This is a genomic window from Burkholderia sp. M6-3, assembly GCF_050858985.1.
Taxonomy (GTDB): domain Bacteria; phylum Pseudomonadota; class Gammaproteobacteria; order Burkholderiales; family Burkholderiaceae; genus Paraburkholderia; species Paraburkholderia caledonica.
Genome location: NZ_CP110090.1, coordinates 2,256,966 through 2,273,261, shown reverse-complemented (window position 1 = coordinate 2,273,261; position 16,296 = coordinate 2,256,966). Strand labels below are relative to the sequence as shown.

Below are 16,296 nucleotides of genomic sequence, written 5' to 3'. Positions count from 1 at the left end.
ATGAATGTGCGGGCTATCACAGAGGAGCAAACCAGCCAGGTCAACTGTGAGACCAAGTGGCCCCTCCTCGATGACGCAGGCCGCGGCGCCGGGTGTGCCTCGCCGCCGTTCCCGCCTATGCGGCCTTGCGTCAATCCGGACCGATCGCCATCCGGCATTCATAAGCTTGCATGAGCCGAGGGTAGCAGGGCGGCCCGTGTATGCCCGCCAAACTTCAGTTCCTGATGCTTATTGCATATTGAACCTATCCGGGCGCGGCTGTTCGTGCATTCCACGCTGTGCGCGTTGCGGGTTGCCTGCAACACCGGCGAGCGGCGGGTATGCTGCTGCTTTTCGTGAGATGGAGAGAAAGGATGTCGGAAATCGCGGTGGTCGCAATTTCAGTAGCGAAACCTGGCTATGAGGAGCAGTTGCGCGAGGCGCTCGAAGGTATTGTCGGACCGACGCGCAACGAGCAGGGCGCGCTTCAGTACGACTTGCATCGCGACGTTCAGGAGCCGCGCCGGTTCGTGTTTTTCGAACGTTGGGAAAGTCAGGAGGCGCTGGCCGCGCACGCCAGATCCGCTCACATCACGGCCTACAAGGCGGCAGTGGCGGACTGGGTGGAACACGCGGAAATTCGCGTTGTGACGAAGATTCGGTAAGTCTTCCGCGCACCTTGCAAAGCGTCAGGGCCGCGACACGTTCGTACGACGAGTGATTGCCGGGCCGCTGCAGGCCCGAGCGACGCTCGCCGTCGACGTTAATGCGTGGCTTGCGGCACGTCGAGAATCAGGATGATGGTCCAGTCCGCTTCGCCGTCGTGATGATATTGGCGCTCGGCGACGATAAACGGCTGCTGTTTGCCGTCCGGGCCGAGAAACAGCACGTCGCCTTCCATCGGCAGGCATTCGACGGGAGGCAGCGCAAGGAACGCTTCCTGACCGCCGCGCGGCATCAGTTTTTCAATTTTGCGGGATGCTGCTTCGGTCCATTCGATATCAAGCTGGATGTTGCTCATGCTGTCCTCCGCACCAGGGTGCGCACGGGTTAGATTCCGGCAGGGCGCCGGTCGGTGCGCGACTTTAGCATACCGGGCATCGCGCGCCGGCCGGTGCATCAGACAATAAAAAAGCCGAAGCCGACGATGCCGGCTTCGGCTTTTCACCTTCGCGGCGAGGCTACAGGTGCACTCACCGATTGCGCCAGAAAGCGCCGGCTACCGGCGTGTCTGGCGACCGCTTACGAACTCGACGCGTCGGACTTCATGCCTTTCTTGTGATGCGGCGAGCTCTTGTGATGCTTCATGGGTGCAGGCGTGCTTTCCATGGTTTGCGGGCGATTTTGCAATTCCTGCGCGCGCTGCTCGACGTCGGCTGCCCGTGCCGGGTCGGTGCTCATGGTCACGCCGCTTTCCTGCGCGTAGGCCGCGCCGGTTACGGCACCGAGGGAAATCAGGATCGCGAGGGACACTTTCTTCATTGCTACCTCCGCAGAGTGGTTGTGGACCCAGGTACGTTCTGTCCATGGGACGGACAGTTCATTCTAGTCAGCAATATGCGCTCCAGTGCGGTGCTTTGTAACTGCGAACGCGCGTGGCTTACATCTTGTTACTTGACGCGTATGCGTAACGCCTGGATACGCACTCGACGCTTCGCGGTGTTCTCATCGCGGGGTAGACCGATGGTGTCACCTCGCGTCAGAAAACACCAATGGCGCTGTACACGTGATATTGCGCGATGCCGATAAGCTCGTGCAGCGCGATCTCCGCGTTCACCAGGTTGGAGTAGCGCGGCAGCAGGCCGAGATGGGCGCGGCGCGAGCTGGAGATCAGCGGCTGTGGAAAGAGGCCGAAATGCTGGAAGTCGAGCATCGCGCGCGGCATGTGGTACGCCGAAGTGACGAGTATCAAGGAATCGTAACGTGACTGGCCGACAATAGCGGATACGTTGCGCGCGTTTTCGTAGGTCGTCCGGCTACGGTTTTCCAGCACGATGTCCGAGCGCGGCACCTGTTCGCGTAGCAGGTACGGCAGGTAGGTGTCGGCTTCCGTCGCGGGATGCCGCTGCGGATTGCCGCCGCTGACGATCACGCTGCAGACGCTTGCGGCGCGCTTGCACGCCGCGTAGTTCTTCGCGCTGACGTCAATGCGCGTCATCACATCGCGCGGCGGTACGAGCACCTTGTCGCGGTTGTACACGGTGCCTCCGCCGAGCAGGATGATCGCGGTGCGCGGGGCGAACTGTGCGGGCGTGCTGGTTTGCGCCTGCGGCTGGGCAAGGCGCAGCAAGGGTGCCGTGAGCCATCCGGCGGAAACCAGCCAGAAGAAGGCAATTGTGCAAAAGGCGAGAGGTCGTCGAGCGCGCTTCCATATCACGATTGCTGCAAAAAAAAGCGCTAATAAAATGAATAGAATCAATTTAGATGGGGTAACGTATGTCTTTCGGGATTAAATCTTCGAGCCTGCTATCGCGCCGCAGCGGTTGCATCGTCGGCTCGTAGGTAGAACGCTAACATGCCGTTCTGACGGGGGTTCCGAATCAAGACCAAGGCAGCACCTGGCGGAATTCGGCCGTAGCACTTGCGGCCAGCTTCCAGCCACGGGCGGGTGCCAGGCGCGTCACTGGTGGCGCGGTGACGTGTTGGCATAGATGTGTCATAGCTGCACTTTAAGAAAGAAGTGAGATGACCACGTATTCCAACGAAGCGGTACTCGAAGCGCTGCGGCGAGCGCAATATCGCCAGGTGCCATGGGCCAGACGGCCCGGCGTCTTCCAATATCTTCGCGCGCTAGGCCTCATGGACACAGTTCGGCAGCGCACTGTCGCGCCGGCGCCGGGCTTTCATGCTCCTGTCGACATTGCCGTCCTCACAGAGCGAGGCCGCGCAGAATTCGCCCGGCTCTCACACGACGAGGGCCTCCTCACCTGGACCGCGCAGCGCATGAACGACTATGTTCTTGCTGCAGTAGAGAGCCGTTCACCGATGCCGCTCGAAGCTCGCCCGTAGCTGTTCGGCACAGTTCGAGCAGGCCTCTCTACGATCCTTCACGGCCAGGCCGTCCCTGGTGGTCGAATGGCTTGCTGGTCTGCGCAGCGGCACGGTCCAGTCGGGCCTCCTATGCTTCGGGTTTCCGGCCGCGCCACGCGGACGGAGACCTATCGCGTCTTCCTTGAATCCTCAACCACTGCGAGCTTGCAAGCGCAGATTCGGCGCGAGCAAAAAAAAAGCCCGTATCACGAAGATACGGGCGTACCGGAATTACTACTGCCACGCTGTGCTAATGGCGTTAAGTCAGACCGGTGACGCGAGCCGTGGTTCCCCAATATTCGCTATGCGTTCCCGGCGCTTTCGCTTGCTCGCACGCTGGAGCGCCGCGAACGCCGCGAACGCCACGAGCTAACGGCGGCGCGACGGCTCACCGTGCGGCGCTTCAGGCCGCGCGCGCACGTTGCTCGCGATATCGCCGCGCAAGTCGCCCCGCGGCGTGGGCGGCGTGAACTCGCGGCTACGCGCAGCGCTTTGCTGCCATGCCTCCATCGAAGCCGTCCGATCAGGGCGCCAATTCCAACCTTGCGGGCGTTCTTGCGCGAGCGTCGAAGCGGCCATTGATGAAAGCACAATGCCGCACAAAAGCAGTGACATTGGTTTCATGCTGAGCTCCCGTCCAGGCCCCGTGCATACCAGGCATGTTTGCATACCCATAAGGTATGTCCGCAGACGAAAGCACGCTGTAAGTAATGGTAAATGGATGTTTCATCCGCAACTCTCGGATGGCGTCAGACGTCTGAGGCAGGCGCAGGTGATTGCAAGGGCAGTGGAAGCGCGCTCGTCGTGCTGCTGTTCGCCGGGAGAGATAGGGAGCCTGTCGCAGCTGCCGTGAAGAGGCGTGCGAAAACGATCGACGGAGGAAGTCGCTGAAACGCGGAGCCGGACGAGCCGGTAGGCAGTGAAGGCGTGGGAATAGGCCGACTTGAATAGCCGTCTGGGATGCATTGACGGCTGTCCGCCTACCGGCAATGAACCGTCGGAACAGAAGTCCTCGCAACGAAGCTACCGGAACGGAAACCGTCCGAAGCGCTACCGTCGAGTGAAGCCGCCGAACCGAGGCCGTCGAAGAAACCCGCCGGGCAGTCGCCGGGCGGTTCCAGATATGCTTCGGGCGCCCGCAGGCGCCCGGAGACAGACGATTTCGCTTAAGCCATTTTGACCGGCGCGCGCCACGATTCCGGATTGGTCCAGAATGCGCCGCGCAGACGGTCACGGCTCGGCGGTGCCGGCGGCTTGGCCGCGGTGGCGCCAATGCGGCCGCGCAGCGAGATTTCGCGTCCGCTCGTGCCCAGTCGCTTAACTATTTCGGCGAGCGTACCATCGGCTTGCCACTCGTCGAAACGGCGGCGGCAGGTCGGCGGCGACGGATAGCGGCCCGGCAGTTTGGACCAGCCTTCGCCTGTCGACAGCACCCACAGCACGGCGTTGACGACGGCGCGCGCTTCGACGCGCGGTCGACCGCGACGCTCGCTCCGTGCAGGCTCCGCACAGAACAACGCCTCGACCAGCGCCCACTCGTTGTCTCTCAAATCGTCGAACAGCATCATGTTTCACCTCAGCGAAGCTAACTCCGGTGCGCTGCCCCGCGCCGCGCACTCTCCACGCACTCGATAGGCGAGTGCCAAGGGGGTCGGGTTTGCCACGGTCTGCTATGCAGTCAGAAGTCATGGCGCCGACCCTGTGAGCATGTAAATGCAGGATGTGTGCCAAGTTGAGTCCAACCGCCTGAAAGCCCCGTGACAGCGGGCCAGCGCGGGCGCTAGCTAGGGCCGTATGAGAATCCAAAAAACCCAACTCGCAAATCGGGACAATCACCAATCTTGTGCAGCTAGGCCCGCAGCGCGTGCGTTTGCGCCTTATTGCTGCATTGCAGCGGTGTAGGGGAAGGCAGTGCTGGACGGCCACGGACGAGTACAATGCGCATCAAACAATGCCATTAATGAGCCAAACAAATGAATGTCACGCTGCGCCAGCTAAGGGTTTTCATTGAGGTCGCGCGCCTGCAGAGCTTCAGCCGTGCGGGCGATGAGATCGGCTTGACGCAGTCTGCTGTGAGCCGTTGTGTGCGTGAACTGGAAGGGGAAATCGGCCTGAAACTGATCGACCGGACGACGCGCGAGGTACAGCTCACCGACGTGGGCGGCAATCTGGTCGCGAGCGTTTCGCGCCTTCTGATCGACCTGGACGACGCATTGCGCGAAATTCGCGAAATCGGCGAGCAGCGTCGTGGGCGCGTCGTCGTGGCCGCAAGTCCGACTGTCGCGTGCCGGCTGATGCCTGGGGTGCTGGCGTCGTGCGGCGAGCGTTTTCCGCACATTGCGCTCGGCTTGCGTGACGACGTGCAAAGCGACGTCGTGCGCAAGGTCAAATCCGGAGAGGTGGACTTCGGAATGGTCATCGGCCCGTTTTCCGCCGACGATCTGTTGAGCGAATCGCTCATGACCGACTCTTTCTGCCTCGTGTGTCGTGACGATCACCCGCTCGCGCGGCAGAAGGAAATAGGCTGGGCCGATCTCGAGGGCCAGCCGCTCGTCATGCTCGATTACGCGTCCGGCAGCCGGCCGATCATCGACGCTGTCATGCACGAGTACGGTGTGAACGCCAACGTGGTGCAGGAACTCGGGCATTCCGCGACGGTTTTTGGGCTCGTCGAGGCGGGCATTGGCGTGAGCGTACTGCCGTGGCTCGCGTTACCGTTGCCCGCAGGCGCCGCACTGGCCGCGCGGCCCTTGGTGCCGAGGGCTGAGCGCACGGTCGAACTGGTGCGGCGTCGCGATCGCTCACTGTCGCCGGCAGCTGAGGCCGTATGGGATCTGATCCGCGAATTACCGGCGCGGGCCGAGGATCTGACCTGACTTGTTCAACGGACAGCACCCTTTTGGGGCTTGCGGCAGCACGTATGTCGGATGCTCCTGACCGTCGCCTTCGTGGCTCCGTGCCCGCGACGTGTGCGTGGCTCGGCGTCTGGACGCTAGACGCCAGGCTAAACTCCCGTCTGCGCTCGCTGCCGGTTGTGCCCGCCCGGAGCGCTCTAGCTGACATTCCCGTTGACGCTTAGCCCTTTGCTTAGCCATTTTTCTATCTCGATATCACCTGGAAGCCTCGATGAGCGAATCGGAATTCTCCGTGCCATCCGTCCCTAACGCGCGCGATGCGGTGCGCGCGCTGCGTCCCTCGCAGATCCGCGAAGTGGCCAACGCCGGCTTCGGCGTCGCCGACGTGCTGCCTTTCTGGTTCGGAGAATCCGACCGCGTGACGCCGGCCTTCATCCGCGACGCCGCGAGCACCGCGCTGTCCGCGGGCGCGACGTTCTACACGCACAATCTCGGCATTGCGCCGCTGCGCTCGGCGCTCGCGGACTACGTGAGCGAACTTCACGGCAAGACGACGCCGGACCATATCGCCGTGACGAGCGCGGGCGTGAACGCGCTGATGCTCGCGACGCAACTGGTGGTAGGCGCGGGCGACCGGGTGGTTGCCGTCACGCCGCTGTGGCCGAATCTCGTCGAAATTCCGAAAATTCTCGGCGCGCATGTCGAAACAGTCTCACTCGACTATGGCGAACAGGGCTGGCAGCTCGACGTGGAGCAATTGCTGTCAGCGCTCACGCCCGACACCCGTATGCTGCTCGTCAATTCGCCGAACAACCCGACTGGCTGGGTGATGACCCGTGAGCAGCAACAGGCGGTGCTCGCACATTGCCGACAGCACGGTATCTGGATCGTCGCGGACGAAGTCTACGAGCGTCTCTATTATCCGGACCATTCCGGCGACGGTGAAAGCGCAGTGGGCGCGCGCACCGCACCGTCGTTTCTCGATCTCGCCACGCGCGACGAGCGCGTGATCTGCGTGAACTCGTTTTCAAAGGCGTGGCTGATGACCGGCTGGCGGCTCGGCTGGATCGTCGCACCCGTGAGCCTGATGGACGATCTGGGCAAGCTGGTGGAGTACAACACGTCGTGCGCGCCGGCTTTCGTGCAGCAGGCGGGAATCGCTGCAGTCCAGCAGGGCGAGCGCTTCACGCAGGAACTGGTGCGCGACTTGAGGGAGTCGCGGGACCATCTGGTGCGGGCGTTGTCAGCCGTGCCCGGCATCGACGTCAAGACGCCTGCCGGCGCCATGTATCTCTTTTTCTCGATGACGGGCGCCTCGCGCAGTCTGGAGCTCTGCAAAGCCATGGTGCGGGAAGTGGGTCTCGGGCTCGCGCCGGGCAGTGCATTCGGTCCGCAGGGCGAGGGGTTCCTGCGCTGGTGCTATGCGTGCGACGTGTCGCGGCTCGACGCCGGCGTCGAACGCCTGAAGCGGTTTCTGGCATTGCATCGAACGTCGTAGTGTCCGCGTGGCGCGCGGATGAACCTCGATGACAAACGCACTCCGGCAAATGTAGGCGCGTTGTGCAGGCTGCGTCGGCTCATGCATTACGCGCCGATGCGGCGGGCATTTTGTCCTTGGGTTCGGCTTTACGCACCGATTGTTTTTGCGTAATATGGCGCTCAGTCACGCGATTCCTGTCCGGAATATCGCTGCTCCGTCCGGCTGGGTTTGGCTCGATAGTCTGTTTCGCCTCCCCCCGGTGCGTGCTCCCATCAATATGACCGATCAGAATCGGGCGAGCGCGTCTTCAGTTCCACATCGTCTGTTTGATCCGGTTCTTTGACCACAGGGTCTGACCTAGCTGCATGAATACCCAAGAGGCGAAGATCGTCCTCGAGACAGCCTTGATCTGCGCGCAGGAGCCGTTAAAACTCGGCGATTTGCGCAAGCTCTTTGCCGACGGCGTGTCGGCAGACACCGTTAGGACTTTGCTCGAAGACCTGAAACAGGATTGGTCGGGGCGCGGTGTGGAGTTGGTCGGGCTGGCGTCGGGCTGGCGGTTTCAAAGCAAGCCCGCGATGCGTTCGTATCTGGATCGTTTGCATCCCGAGAAACCGCCGAAATACTCGCGCGCGGTGCTCGAAACGCTCGCGATCATTGCGTATAGGCAACCGGTTACGCGCGGCGACATCGAAGAGATTCGCGGCGTCACGGTGAACACGCAGGTCGTGAAGCAGCTCGAAGACCGCGGCTGGATCGAGGTGATCGGGCATCGCGACGTGCCGGGGCGTCCCGCGCTGTACGCGACGACGCGCCAGTTTCTCGACGACCTCGGTCTGCGGGCGCTAGACGAATTGCCACCGCTCGCCGACCCGTCGGCGCAACTGAATGCGGATCTGCTGGGCCAGCACGCGATCGAGTTTTCCGACGTCGAATCCGCGGAGGCACCGGCGTCAAACGAAGCGAGCGAAGACATCGCGCTCGAACAGCCTGAGGCGACCGGCGCAGAAGCACCAAGCGGCGCCGATCTGGCGGCAGGAACGGAAATCGCTGCGGAAAGCGGTGAGACACGACAGGGTGAGGCACGCGAGGCGCAGCATGTCGAAGGCGTGCAGCTGGAGCCCGCTGAGCGGTTGGAAGCGGCGGCGGAGAGTACCGCGAGCGTCGACAGCCACAAGAGCGTTGAACAAGTCGCACCCGAATTAAAGGCAGCGCCTGAAACGGCGGGCGAACCGGGCGAGGCGGCTACGCCGACGCCCACCGACGCGGCAAACGTTGCACCGCTACCCGGCGCCGCAGAGTCTGAAGTGAATCAAGATCCGGTCTCCCAGGCCGATCCGGCAATACCCGCGCACGGTTCGGGCGTACTCCGCGATACGGAGCACGCCGCCGAGCCGAACTCGACCACGGCGGCGCGCGGCGATCAGGAAGATCGTCGCGATGCTGCACAGGACGCAGGCATTCTGACCGACGACGAACCCGAGTCGCGCAGCGCCTGACGTAACCGAACTTTTTTGCCGCGCCCGCAATGGGCGCGCGCGACCTGACATTTTGAGGTTGTTTTGACACATACCCACGACACCGATTCGTCCGAATCCGAGCGCGCCGTGCCGTCGGCGCGGGCTGACGAAACGCGCACCACGCAAGCGTCGGCAGGCGAGGGCGAGCGCCCGGCGCAGACCACGGAAGCAGACGGCGAGGACCGTCCGCGCCGCGGCCTGCGTCGCGGACCGCGCAGCCTGATCGCCCGGCGCCGCGCCGGGGCCAAGACGAAGGCCGCGGAAAGCGCGCCTGGGCAGGCCGCGCCGGTCGTCGCCGAGGCTCCGCCGGACGGCGAAGTCGTGGCGAAGGTGCGCATGCCGCGCAAGGAGGCGGGTGCGAAAGGTCAGGGGCCGCGCCGCAATGCAGGCGGCCAGAAACGCGAAGGCCAACGCGAAGGCGCGCCTCGCGAGGGCGGCTCGCGCGAGACAGCTGCTCGCGAAGGTCAACGCGAGCGCCAGCCGCGTGCAGGCGGTCAGCGCCAGAATCGGAGGGGCGGCGAAGCCCCGACGGCAGCGGCCGACGCGACTCAGGACGACTTGTTCTCGTATGTGACGTCGCCGGCGTTCGACGCCGACAACAGCACGACGGGCGGCGTGCGCGCACCAATGCTGCGCGGTGGCAAGCCGGCCGCGCCCAAGCGCGTGCTCGCCGCCGACGACGACGCGCCGAAGCTCCACAAGGTGCTGGCCGAAGCCGGCATGGGTTCGCGACGCGATATGGAAGAGTTGATCGTCGCGGGCCGTGTGTCGGTCAACGGCGAGCCGGCTCACATCGGCCAGCGCATCATGCCGACCGATCAGGTCCGGATCAACGGCAAGCCGGTCAAGCGCAAGCTCGCCAATAAGCCGCCGCGCGTGCTGCTGTATCACAAGCCGACCGGCGAGATCGTGAGTCACGCCGACCCGGAAGGCCGGCCGTCGGTGTTCGACAAGCTGCCGCCCATGAAGACCGCCAAGTGGCTCGCGGTCGGCCGCCTCGACTTCAATACCGAAGGTCTGCTGATGCTGACCACTTCGGGCGATCTCGCGAACCGCTTCATGCACCCGCGCTACAGCGTCGAGCGTGAATATGCGGTGCGCGTGGTCGGCGAGCTGGCGGAAGGCATGCGTCAAAAGCTGCTGCACGGCGTCGAGCTCGAAGACGGTCCGGCCAACTTCCTGCGTATCCGCGATGGCGGGGGCGAAGGCACCAATCACTGGTATCACGTCGCGCTTGCTGAAGGGCGTAATCGCGAAGTGCGTCGTATGTTCGAAGCCGCGGGCCTGATGGTCAGCCGCCTGATCCGTACGCGTCACGGCCCGATTTCGCTGCCGAAGGGCTTGAAGCGCGGCCGTTGGGAAGAGCTCGAAGACAACCAGGTGCGTGCGCTGATGGCGTCGGTGGGGCTCAAGGCGCCGAACGAGGAGCGCGGTAGCCGCGGCTCCGCACCGGAGCGCAAGCAACCCGATCCGATGCAGACGTCAATGGGCTTCATCAGCCGCGAACCGGTGCTGATGTCGCATAGCCGCTTCGAACAGCCGCAGCGCGGTCAAGGCCGGCGCGGTGCGGCGGGCGGTGGCTTTGGCGGCGGCGCGGGGGCGGGTTTCGGCGGCGGTTACGGCAATCGCGGTGCTGGTCGTGGTGCTGGTGGCTTCGGCGGTCCGGGCGGCGGCGCGGGTGGTGCCGGTGGTGCGCGGGGCGGGCGCGACGTCGACGGCAATCGCGCACCTTCCGGCGGCGGCAATCGGGCGGCGGGCGGCGGCAAGCGCGCCGGCGGCAACGGCCCGAATCCCGGCGGCGGCAATCGTGCGCCGGGCGGCAATCGCCCGAATTCAGGCGGCGGCAACCGCGCGGGTGGCGGCAACGCCAACCCGGGCGGTGCGAACCGAGGTGGCGGCGCGCCTCGCGGCCGTTCGCGCGGGCGGTAATCGCCAGGCATCGGCTGGCGTTGCGCACGCGTTATAACGATATGCAACGCTCGCCGTCATGACTCGGTGTAAGTCTTCCATTCTTGGACACGTGGCGCACGAAGGCTGTGCAGGCGGAAGTAGGGGCAGGTTGTTCTGCCCCGGCTTGCAAAAGTCGCGAGGCGTCGCCATATCGTCCACAGATCCCCATGAAATCAGGCGGAAATGCGCTTGACACGGCGTTCTGCGGTTTGCGTTTGTCCTGAAAAATGGCTACAATCGCGAAGTCGCTGGGCGTGCGGCTTTTCATGTGCGGCTCAGGTGCGACCACCGGTAATAAGATGATGGGCGTTTAGCCCATTTTTTTTTGCCGCTCAGTTCATCGTGGTTCGTCATCTCGGGTAGCACGAACGTGCGCCGGCCAGGCGCGCGGCCCGCATTGGTTGTTTGCAGAACAAGCGGCAGGCTCGCTGCGCGAACATCTAAGAGGGCACTGTGCAACTGACGGAACTGATTGAAACCACGGTCGTGGGACTCGGCTACGAGCTCGTCGATCTCGAGCGCACCGGGCGCGGCATGTTGTGTATTTATATCGACCAGCCGGCCGGCATCGCGATCGAAGACTGCGAGAAAGTCACACGTCAGCTCCAGCACGTACTGACGGTCGAAAATATCGATTATGAGCGGCTCGAAGTATCGTCGCCGGGGCTCGACCGTCCGCTGAAAAAACTGGCGGATTTTGAACGCTTCGCAGGCAGCGAAGTGGTAATCACATTGAAAAAGCCATTGGACGGACGGAAATCGTACCGGGGTATTTTGCATGCTCCGCAAGGCGAGACCATCGGTCTGGAATTTGAAGGGAAGGAAGGCGCCGCGATGCTCGATTTCACGCTCGCGGACATGGACAAAGCACGCCTCGTTCCGAAAGTTGACTTTAGGAGCCGCAAACAATGAGTCGCGAAGTGTTGATGCTGGTGGATGCGCTGGCACGCGAGAAGAACGTCGATAAAGACGTGGTATTTGCCGCGCTCGAAGCGGCCCTCGCTTCGGCCTCCAAGAAACTCTTCGACGAAGACGCGGATATTCGCGTCCATATCGACCGTGAAAGCGGCGAGCACGAAACGTTTCGTCGCTGGAAAGTGGTGCCTGACGAAGCCGGTCTGCAAGAGCCCGATCAGGAAATCCTGCTGTTCGAAGCACGTGAGCAGAAGCCCGAAATCCAGCTCGACGAATACATCGAAGAACCGGTGCCGTCGATCGAATTCGGCCGTATCGGCGCGCAGGCAGCCAAGCAGGTGATCCTGCAGAAGGTGCGCGACGCCGAGCGTGAACAGATCCTGAACGACTTTCTCGAGCGCGGCGAGCACATCATGACCGGCTCGGTGAAGCGTCTCGACAAGGGCAACTTCATCGTTGAAACCGGCCGTGTGGAAGCACTGCTGCGCCGTGACCAGCTGATCCCGAAGGAAAACCTGCGCGTGGGCGACCGCGTGCGTGCCTATATTGCCAAGGTCGATCGCACCGCCCGCGGTCCGCAGATCGAACTGTCGCGTACGGCGCCCGAATTCCTGATGAAGCTGTTCGAGATGGAAGTGCCGGAGATCGAACAGGGCCTTCTCGAAATTAAGGCGGCGGCGCGCGACCCAGGCGTGCGCGCGAAGATCGGCGTGGTCGCTTATGACAAGCGCATCGATCCGATCGGCACCTGTGTCGGTATTCGCGGTTCGCGAGTGCAGGCCGTGCGTAACGAGCTCGGTGGCGAAAACGTCGACATCGTGCTATGGTCGGAGGATCCCGCTCAGTTCGTGATCGGCGCGCTCGCGCCGGCAGCCGTCCAATCGATCGTCGTCGACGAAGAAAAGCATTCGATGGACGTCGTCGTGGACGAAAACGAACTGGCGGTCGCGATCGGCCGCAGCGGCCAGAACGTGCGTCTTGCCAGCGAACTCACCGGCTGGCAGATCAACATCATGACGCCGGACGAATCTGCACAAAAGCAGAATCAGGAACGTGGCGTTTTGCGTGACCTGTTCATGGCGCGTCTCGATGTCGACGAGGAAGTTGCCGACATCCTGATCGACGAAGGCTTCACGAGCCTCGAAGAGATTGCCTATGTGCCGCTCAACGAAATGCTCGAAATCGAAGCGTTCGACGAAGACACCGTCCACGAACTGCGTAACCGCTCGCGCGACGCGCTGTTGACGATGGCAATCGCGAATGAAGAAAAGGTCGAAAATGTAGCGCTCGACCTGAAGAGCCTGGACGGCATGGACGCCGACCTGCTCGCGAAGCTGGCCGAACATCAGATCCAGACGCGCGACGAACTCGCCGAGCTGGCTGTAGATGAACTGGTCGAGATGACCGGAATGGAAGAGGATGCCGCTAAGGCGTTGATCATGAAAGCACGTGAACATTGGTTCCAGTGAGAAATGACCATGGCGCACTAAATTGAACGCGGCCGTCAGGCCGCATGACCCGATGCTAACCGCAAGGAATCGGTCCTTGCATTAAGAGGAATGAATGGCGAGTAACAACGTAGCCCAATTTGCCGCGGAACTGAAAATGCCTGCAGGCGTGCTGCTCGAGCAGCTGCAGGCGGCAGGCGTCACAAAAGCGAGCGAAGCCGACTCCTTGTCCGAAACGGACAAGGCGCGTCTGCTCGACCACTTGCGCAAGTCTCACGGCTCGACTGATGCAGACAAGCGCAAGATCACGCTGACGAAACGGCATACGTCGGAGATCAAGCAGTCCGATGCGACGGGCAAAGCTCGCACCATTCAGGTCGAGGTGCGCAAAAAGCGCACTTTCGTCCGCCGCGACGAAACCTCCGCTGATGGCGGAGATGCATCGAATCATGTGGCCGAGGCCGCCGAAGTCGACGATCTGGAACTTCAGCGTCGTGAAGAAGAGGCGCGTCACGCAGCCGAGTTGCTCGAGCAGCAGGCTCAGGAACTGAAGGCGCGTCAGGAACAGCTGGAACGCGAAGAGGCCGAGCGCCAGGCACGCGAGCAGGCTGCGGAAGCCGAGCGCCGTCGCGCCGAAGAAGAGGCGGCGAAGAAACGCACAGCGGCTGCGGCCGAGGCGGCCGCTCGCGAGAAGGCGCAGCCGGCACCGCAAGTTGCGAAGGTCCAAACGGCGCCTGCCAAACCTGCGGAGCCGGTCGTCGCGAAAGACACCGAGCAGGACGACGAGCGAGCCGCTGCCGAGCGCGCCGCACAACGCGAAGCCGCCAGGAAGGCGGAAGATGCAGCACGTCAAGCTGCGGAAAAGGCGCGTGCCGAACAGGAAGAAATCGCCAAGCGCCGCGCGGCGGCTGAAGCCGAAGCGCGCGCGATCCGCGAAATGATGAACACGCCGCGCAAGGCGCAGGTCAAGGCGCCGGAACCGGCACCGAAGCCCGCAGAGCCGGCCAAGGCTGCTGAAGCCAAAGGCACGTTGCACAAGCCGGCGCGTCCGGCTGGCGAAGCTCCGGCGCGTCCGGCTGCACGGAAGCCGGCTGCGGCGGCTCCGGCCGCCACGACCACGCCGTCCGTCGGCGACAAGAAGAAGCCGGGTGGCAAGGGCGGCTGGCAGGACGACGCAGCCAAGCGCCGTGGAATCAAGACTCGCGGCGATACGAGCGGCGGCGTCGACCGCGGCTGGCGCGGCGGCCCGAAGGGTCGCGGCAAGCATCAGGACCAGAACACTACGTTCCAGGCGCCGACCGAACCGATCGTGCGTGAAGTGCACGTGCCGGAAACCATCACTGTGGCCGATCTGGCGCACAAGATGGCGGTGAAGGCGTCTGAAGTCATCAAGTCGATGATGAAGCTCGGCCAGATGGTCACCATCAACCAGATGCTGGACCAGGAAACGGCGATGATCATCGTCGAAGAACTGGGCCATCACGCGGTTGCGGCCAAGCTGGACGATCCGGAAGCCATGCTGGTCGAAGGCGAAGTGTCGGATGCGGAAGCATTGCCGCGTCCGCCGGTCGTCACGGTCATGGGTCACGTCGACCACGGCAAGACCTCGCTGCTCGACTACATCCGCCGCGCGAAGGTTGCAGCGGGCGAAGCCGGCGGCATTACGCAGCACATCGGCGCTTATCACGTCGAAACGCCGCGTGGCGTGATCACGTTCCTCGACACGCCGGGCCACGAGGCCTTTACGGCCATGCGTGCCCGCGGTGCGAAGGCAACGGATATCGTCATTCTGGTGGTCGCCGCCGACGACGGCGTGATGCCGCAAACGAAGGAAGCGATCGCCCACGCGAAGGCAGGCGGTGTGCCGCTCGTCGTCGCGATCAACAAGATCGACAAGCCGGATGCGAATCCGGACCGCGTCAAGCAGGAACTCGTCGCAGAAGGCGTCGTGCCGGAAGAATACGGTGGCGATTCGCCGTTCGTGTCGGTGTCGGCAAAGACCGGCGCGGGCATCGACGACCTGTTGGAAAACGTGTTGCTCCAGGCCGAAGTGCTGGAACTGAAAGCACCGGTCGAAGCTCCGGCCAAGGGTCTGGTTATCGAAGCGAAGCTCGACAAGGGTAAGGGTCCTGTTGCAACGATCCTCGTCCAGTCGGGTACGTTGAACCGCGGTGACGTGGTGCTGGCAGGTAGCGCTTACGGTCGTGTGCGAGCCATGCTCGACGAAACCGGCAAGCCGACCAAGTCCGCTGGTCCGTCGATCCCGGTCGAAATCCAGGGTCTGTCGGAAGTCCCGCAAGCAGGCGAAGAAGTCATCGTCATGCCGGACGACCGCAAGGCGCGTGAAGTGGCGCTGTTCCGGCAAGGCAAGTTCCGCGACGTCAAGCTGGCCAAGCAGCAGGCCGCGAAGCTCGAGAACATGCTGGAGCAGATGGGCGAAGGCGAAGTGGCGTACATGCCGCTCATCGTCAAGGCGGACGTGCAGGGTTCGCAGGAAGCGTTGGTGCAGTCGCTGCTCAAGCTTTCCACCGACGAAGTGCGCGTGCAGATCGTGCACGGCGCCGTGGGCGGCATCAGCGAGTCCGACGTCAACCTGGCAACGGCTTCGAAGGCGGTCATCATCGGCTTCAACACCCGTGCGGACGCGCAGGCTCGCAAGCTCGCGGAAGCCAACGGTGTCGACATTCGCTACTACAACATCATTTACGACGCAGTGGATGAGGTGAAGGCCGCGATGTCGGGCATGCTGGCTCCGGAGAAGCGGGAAGTCGTCACCGGGACGGTCGAAGTGCGTCAGGTCTTCAAGGTGCCGAAGATCGGCGCGGTGGCCGGCTGTATGGTCACGGACGGCTACGTCAAGCGCTCGTCGTCGGTGCGCGTGCTGCGCAACAACGTCGTCATCTTCACGGGCGAGCTGGATTCGCTCAAGCGTTTCAAGGACGACGTGAAGGAAGTCCGCCAGGGCTTCGAGTGCGGTATGTCGATCAAGAACTTCAACGACATCGTCGAAGGCGACCAGTTCGAAGTCTTCGAGGTCACCGAAGTCGCGCGTACGCTGTAAGTCACGCGGCACGGTTCCAAGGGGCGGAGCGGGCATCAACGCCCACTCCGCCCGTTGT

General features: G+C 63.2%; 13 protein-coding genes and 1 pseudogene. 9 read left to right on the top strand and 5 right to left on the bottom strand.

Translation table 11 applies throughout. From position 1 onward, the window contains the following. The first annotated feature begins 353 nt into the window (after positions 1-353). Positions 354-644: a putative quinol monooxygenase gene (locus OH764_RS09820; protein ID WP_498846644.1), complete on the top strand. Its 291-nt coding sequence runs from the start codon at positions 354-356 to the stop codon at positions 642-644. 98 nt (positions 645-742) lie between these two features. On the opposite strand, the gene OH764_RS09815 is transcribed toward OH764_RS09820, so the two are convergent. The 3 genes from OH764_RS09815 to OH764_RS09805 all read right to left on the bottom strand — a co-directional run bounded on the left by OH764_RS09815 (position 743) and on the right by OH764_RS09805 (position 2,356). Continuing rightward, positions 743-1,000: a hypothetical protein gene (locus OH764_RS09815; RefSeq protein WP_006052974.1), complete on the bottom strand. Its 258-nt coding sequence runs from the start codon at positions 998-1,000 to the stop codon at positions 743-745. A gap of 221 nt (positions 1,001-1,221) precedes the next feature. Continuing rightward, positions 1,222-1,461 carry a hypothetical protein gene (locus OH764_RS09810; RefSeq protein ID WP_498846643.1) on the bottom strand — a complete coding sequence of 80 codons (240 nt, stop codon included), beginning with the start codon at positions 1,459-1,461 and terminating at the stop codon, positions 1,222-1,224. A gap of 217 nt (positions 1,462-1,678) precedes the next feature. After that, positions 1,679-2,356: a YdcF family protein gene (locus OH764_RS09805; protein WP_498846642.1), complete on the bottom strand. Its 678-nt coding sequence runs from the start codon at positions 2,354-2,356 to the stop codon at positions 1,679-1,681. A 308-nt stretch (positions 2,357-2,664) separates the two neighbouring features. Here OH764_RS09805 and OH764_RS09800 point away from each other — a divergent pair, with 308 nt between their 5' ends. Next, a complete protein-coding gene (locus OH764_RS09800; RefSeq protein ID WP_020070109.1) occupies positions 2,665-2,988 on the top strand; it encodes a hypothetical protein in 324 nt (107 codons plus the stop codon). A gap of 390 nt (positions 2,989-3,378) precedes the next feature. Here the strand turns inward: OH764_RS09800 and OH764_RS09795 are convergent, their stop codons facing one another. After that, positions 3,379-3,633, bottom strand: a complete 255-nt coding sequence (locus OH764_RS09795; RefSeq protein WP_027777281.1) for a hypothetical protein — start codon at positions 3,631-3,633, stop codon at positions 3,379-3,381. Positions 3,634-4,178: 545 nt separating this feature from the next. Then, a pseudogene (locus OH764_RS09790) lies at positions 4,179-4,574 on the bottom strand (transposase); the annotation flags it as partial. A gap of 408 nt (positions 4,575-4,982) precedes the next feature. Between OH764_RS09790 and OH764_RS09785 the strand changes: the two are divergent. The 7 genes from OH764_RS09785 to infB all read left to right on the top strand — a co-directional run bounded on the left by OH764_RS09785 (position 4,983) and on the right by infB (position 16,238). Further along, the gene (locus tag OH764_RS09785; protein WP_087752122.1) at positions 4,983-5,885 is read left to right on the top strand and encodes a LysR family transcriptional regulator; all 903 of its coding nucleotides are present in this window, start codon (positions 4,983-4,985) and stop codon (positions 5,883-5,885) included. Positions 5,886-6,135: 250 nt separating this feature from the next. Then, a complete protein-coding gene (locus OH764_RS09780) occupies positions 6,136-7,362 on the top strand; it encodes a pyridoxal phosphate-dependent aminotransferase (protein ID WP_498846641.1) in 1,227 nt (408 codons plus the stop codon). Between the two features lie 347 nt (positions 7,363-7,709). Continuing rightward, on the top strand, positions 7,710-8,843 hold the full coding sequence (gene scpB / locus OH764_RS09775; RefSeq protein ID WP_498846640.1) for an SMC-Scp complex subunit ScpB: 1,134 nt from the start codon (positions 7,710-7,712) through the stop codon (positions 8,841-8,843). 63 nt (positions 8,844-8,906) lie between these two features. Next, positions 8,907-10,793, top strand: coding sequence for a pseudouridine synthase (gene rluB, locus OH764_RS09770; RefSeq protein WP_498846639.1), 1,887 nt, complete (start codon positions 8,907-8,909; stop codon positions 10,791-10,793). Between the two features lie 474 nt (positions 10,794-11,267). Then, on the top strand, positions 11,268-11,726 hold the full coding sequence (gene rimP / locus OH764_RS09765; protein ID WP_007182297.1) for a ribosome maturation factor RimP: 459 nt from the start codon (positions 11,268-11,270) through the stop codon (positions 11,724-11,726). Beyond that, the gene (gene nusA / locus OH764_RS09760; protein ID WP_020070115.1) at positions 11,723-13,198 is read left to right on the top strand and encodes a transcription termination factor NusA; all 1,476 of its coding nucleotides are present in this window, start codon (positions 11,723-11,725) and stop codon (positions 13,196-13,198) included. Before rimP ends, nusA begins: the two co-directional genes overlap by 4 nt. A gap of 94 nt (positions 13,199-13,292) precedes the next feature. Next, entirely contained in the window at positions 13,293-16,238 is a 2,946-nt protein-coding gene (gene infB, locus OH764_RS09755; RefSeq protein WP_498846638.1) for a translation initiation factor IF-2, read from the top strand. Positions 16,239-16,296 lie beyond the last annotated feature (58 nt).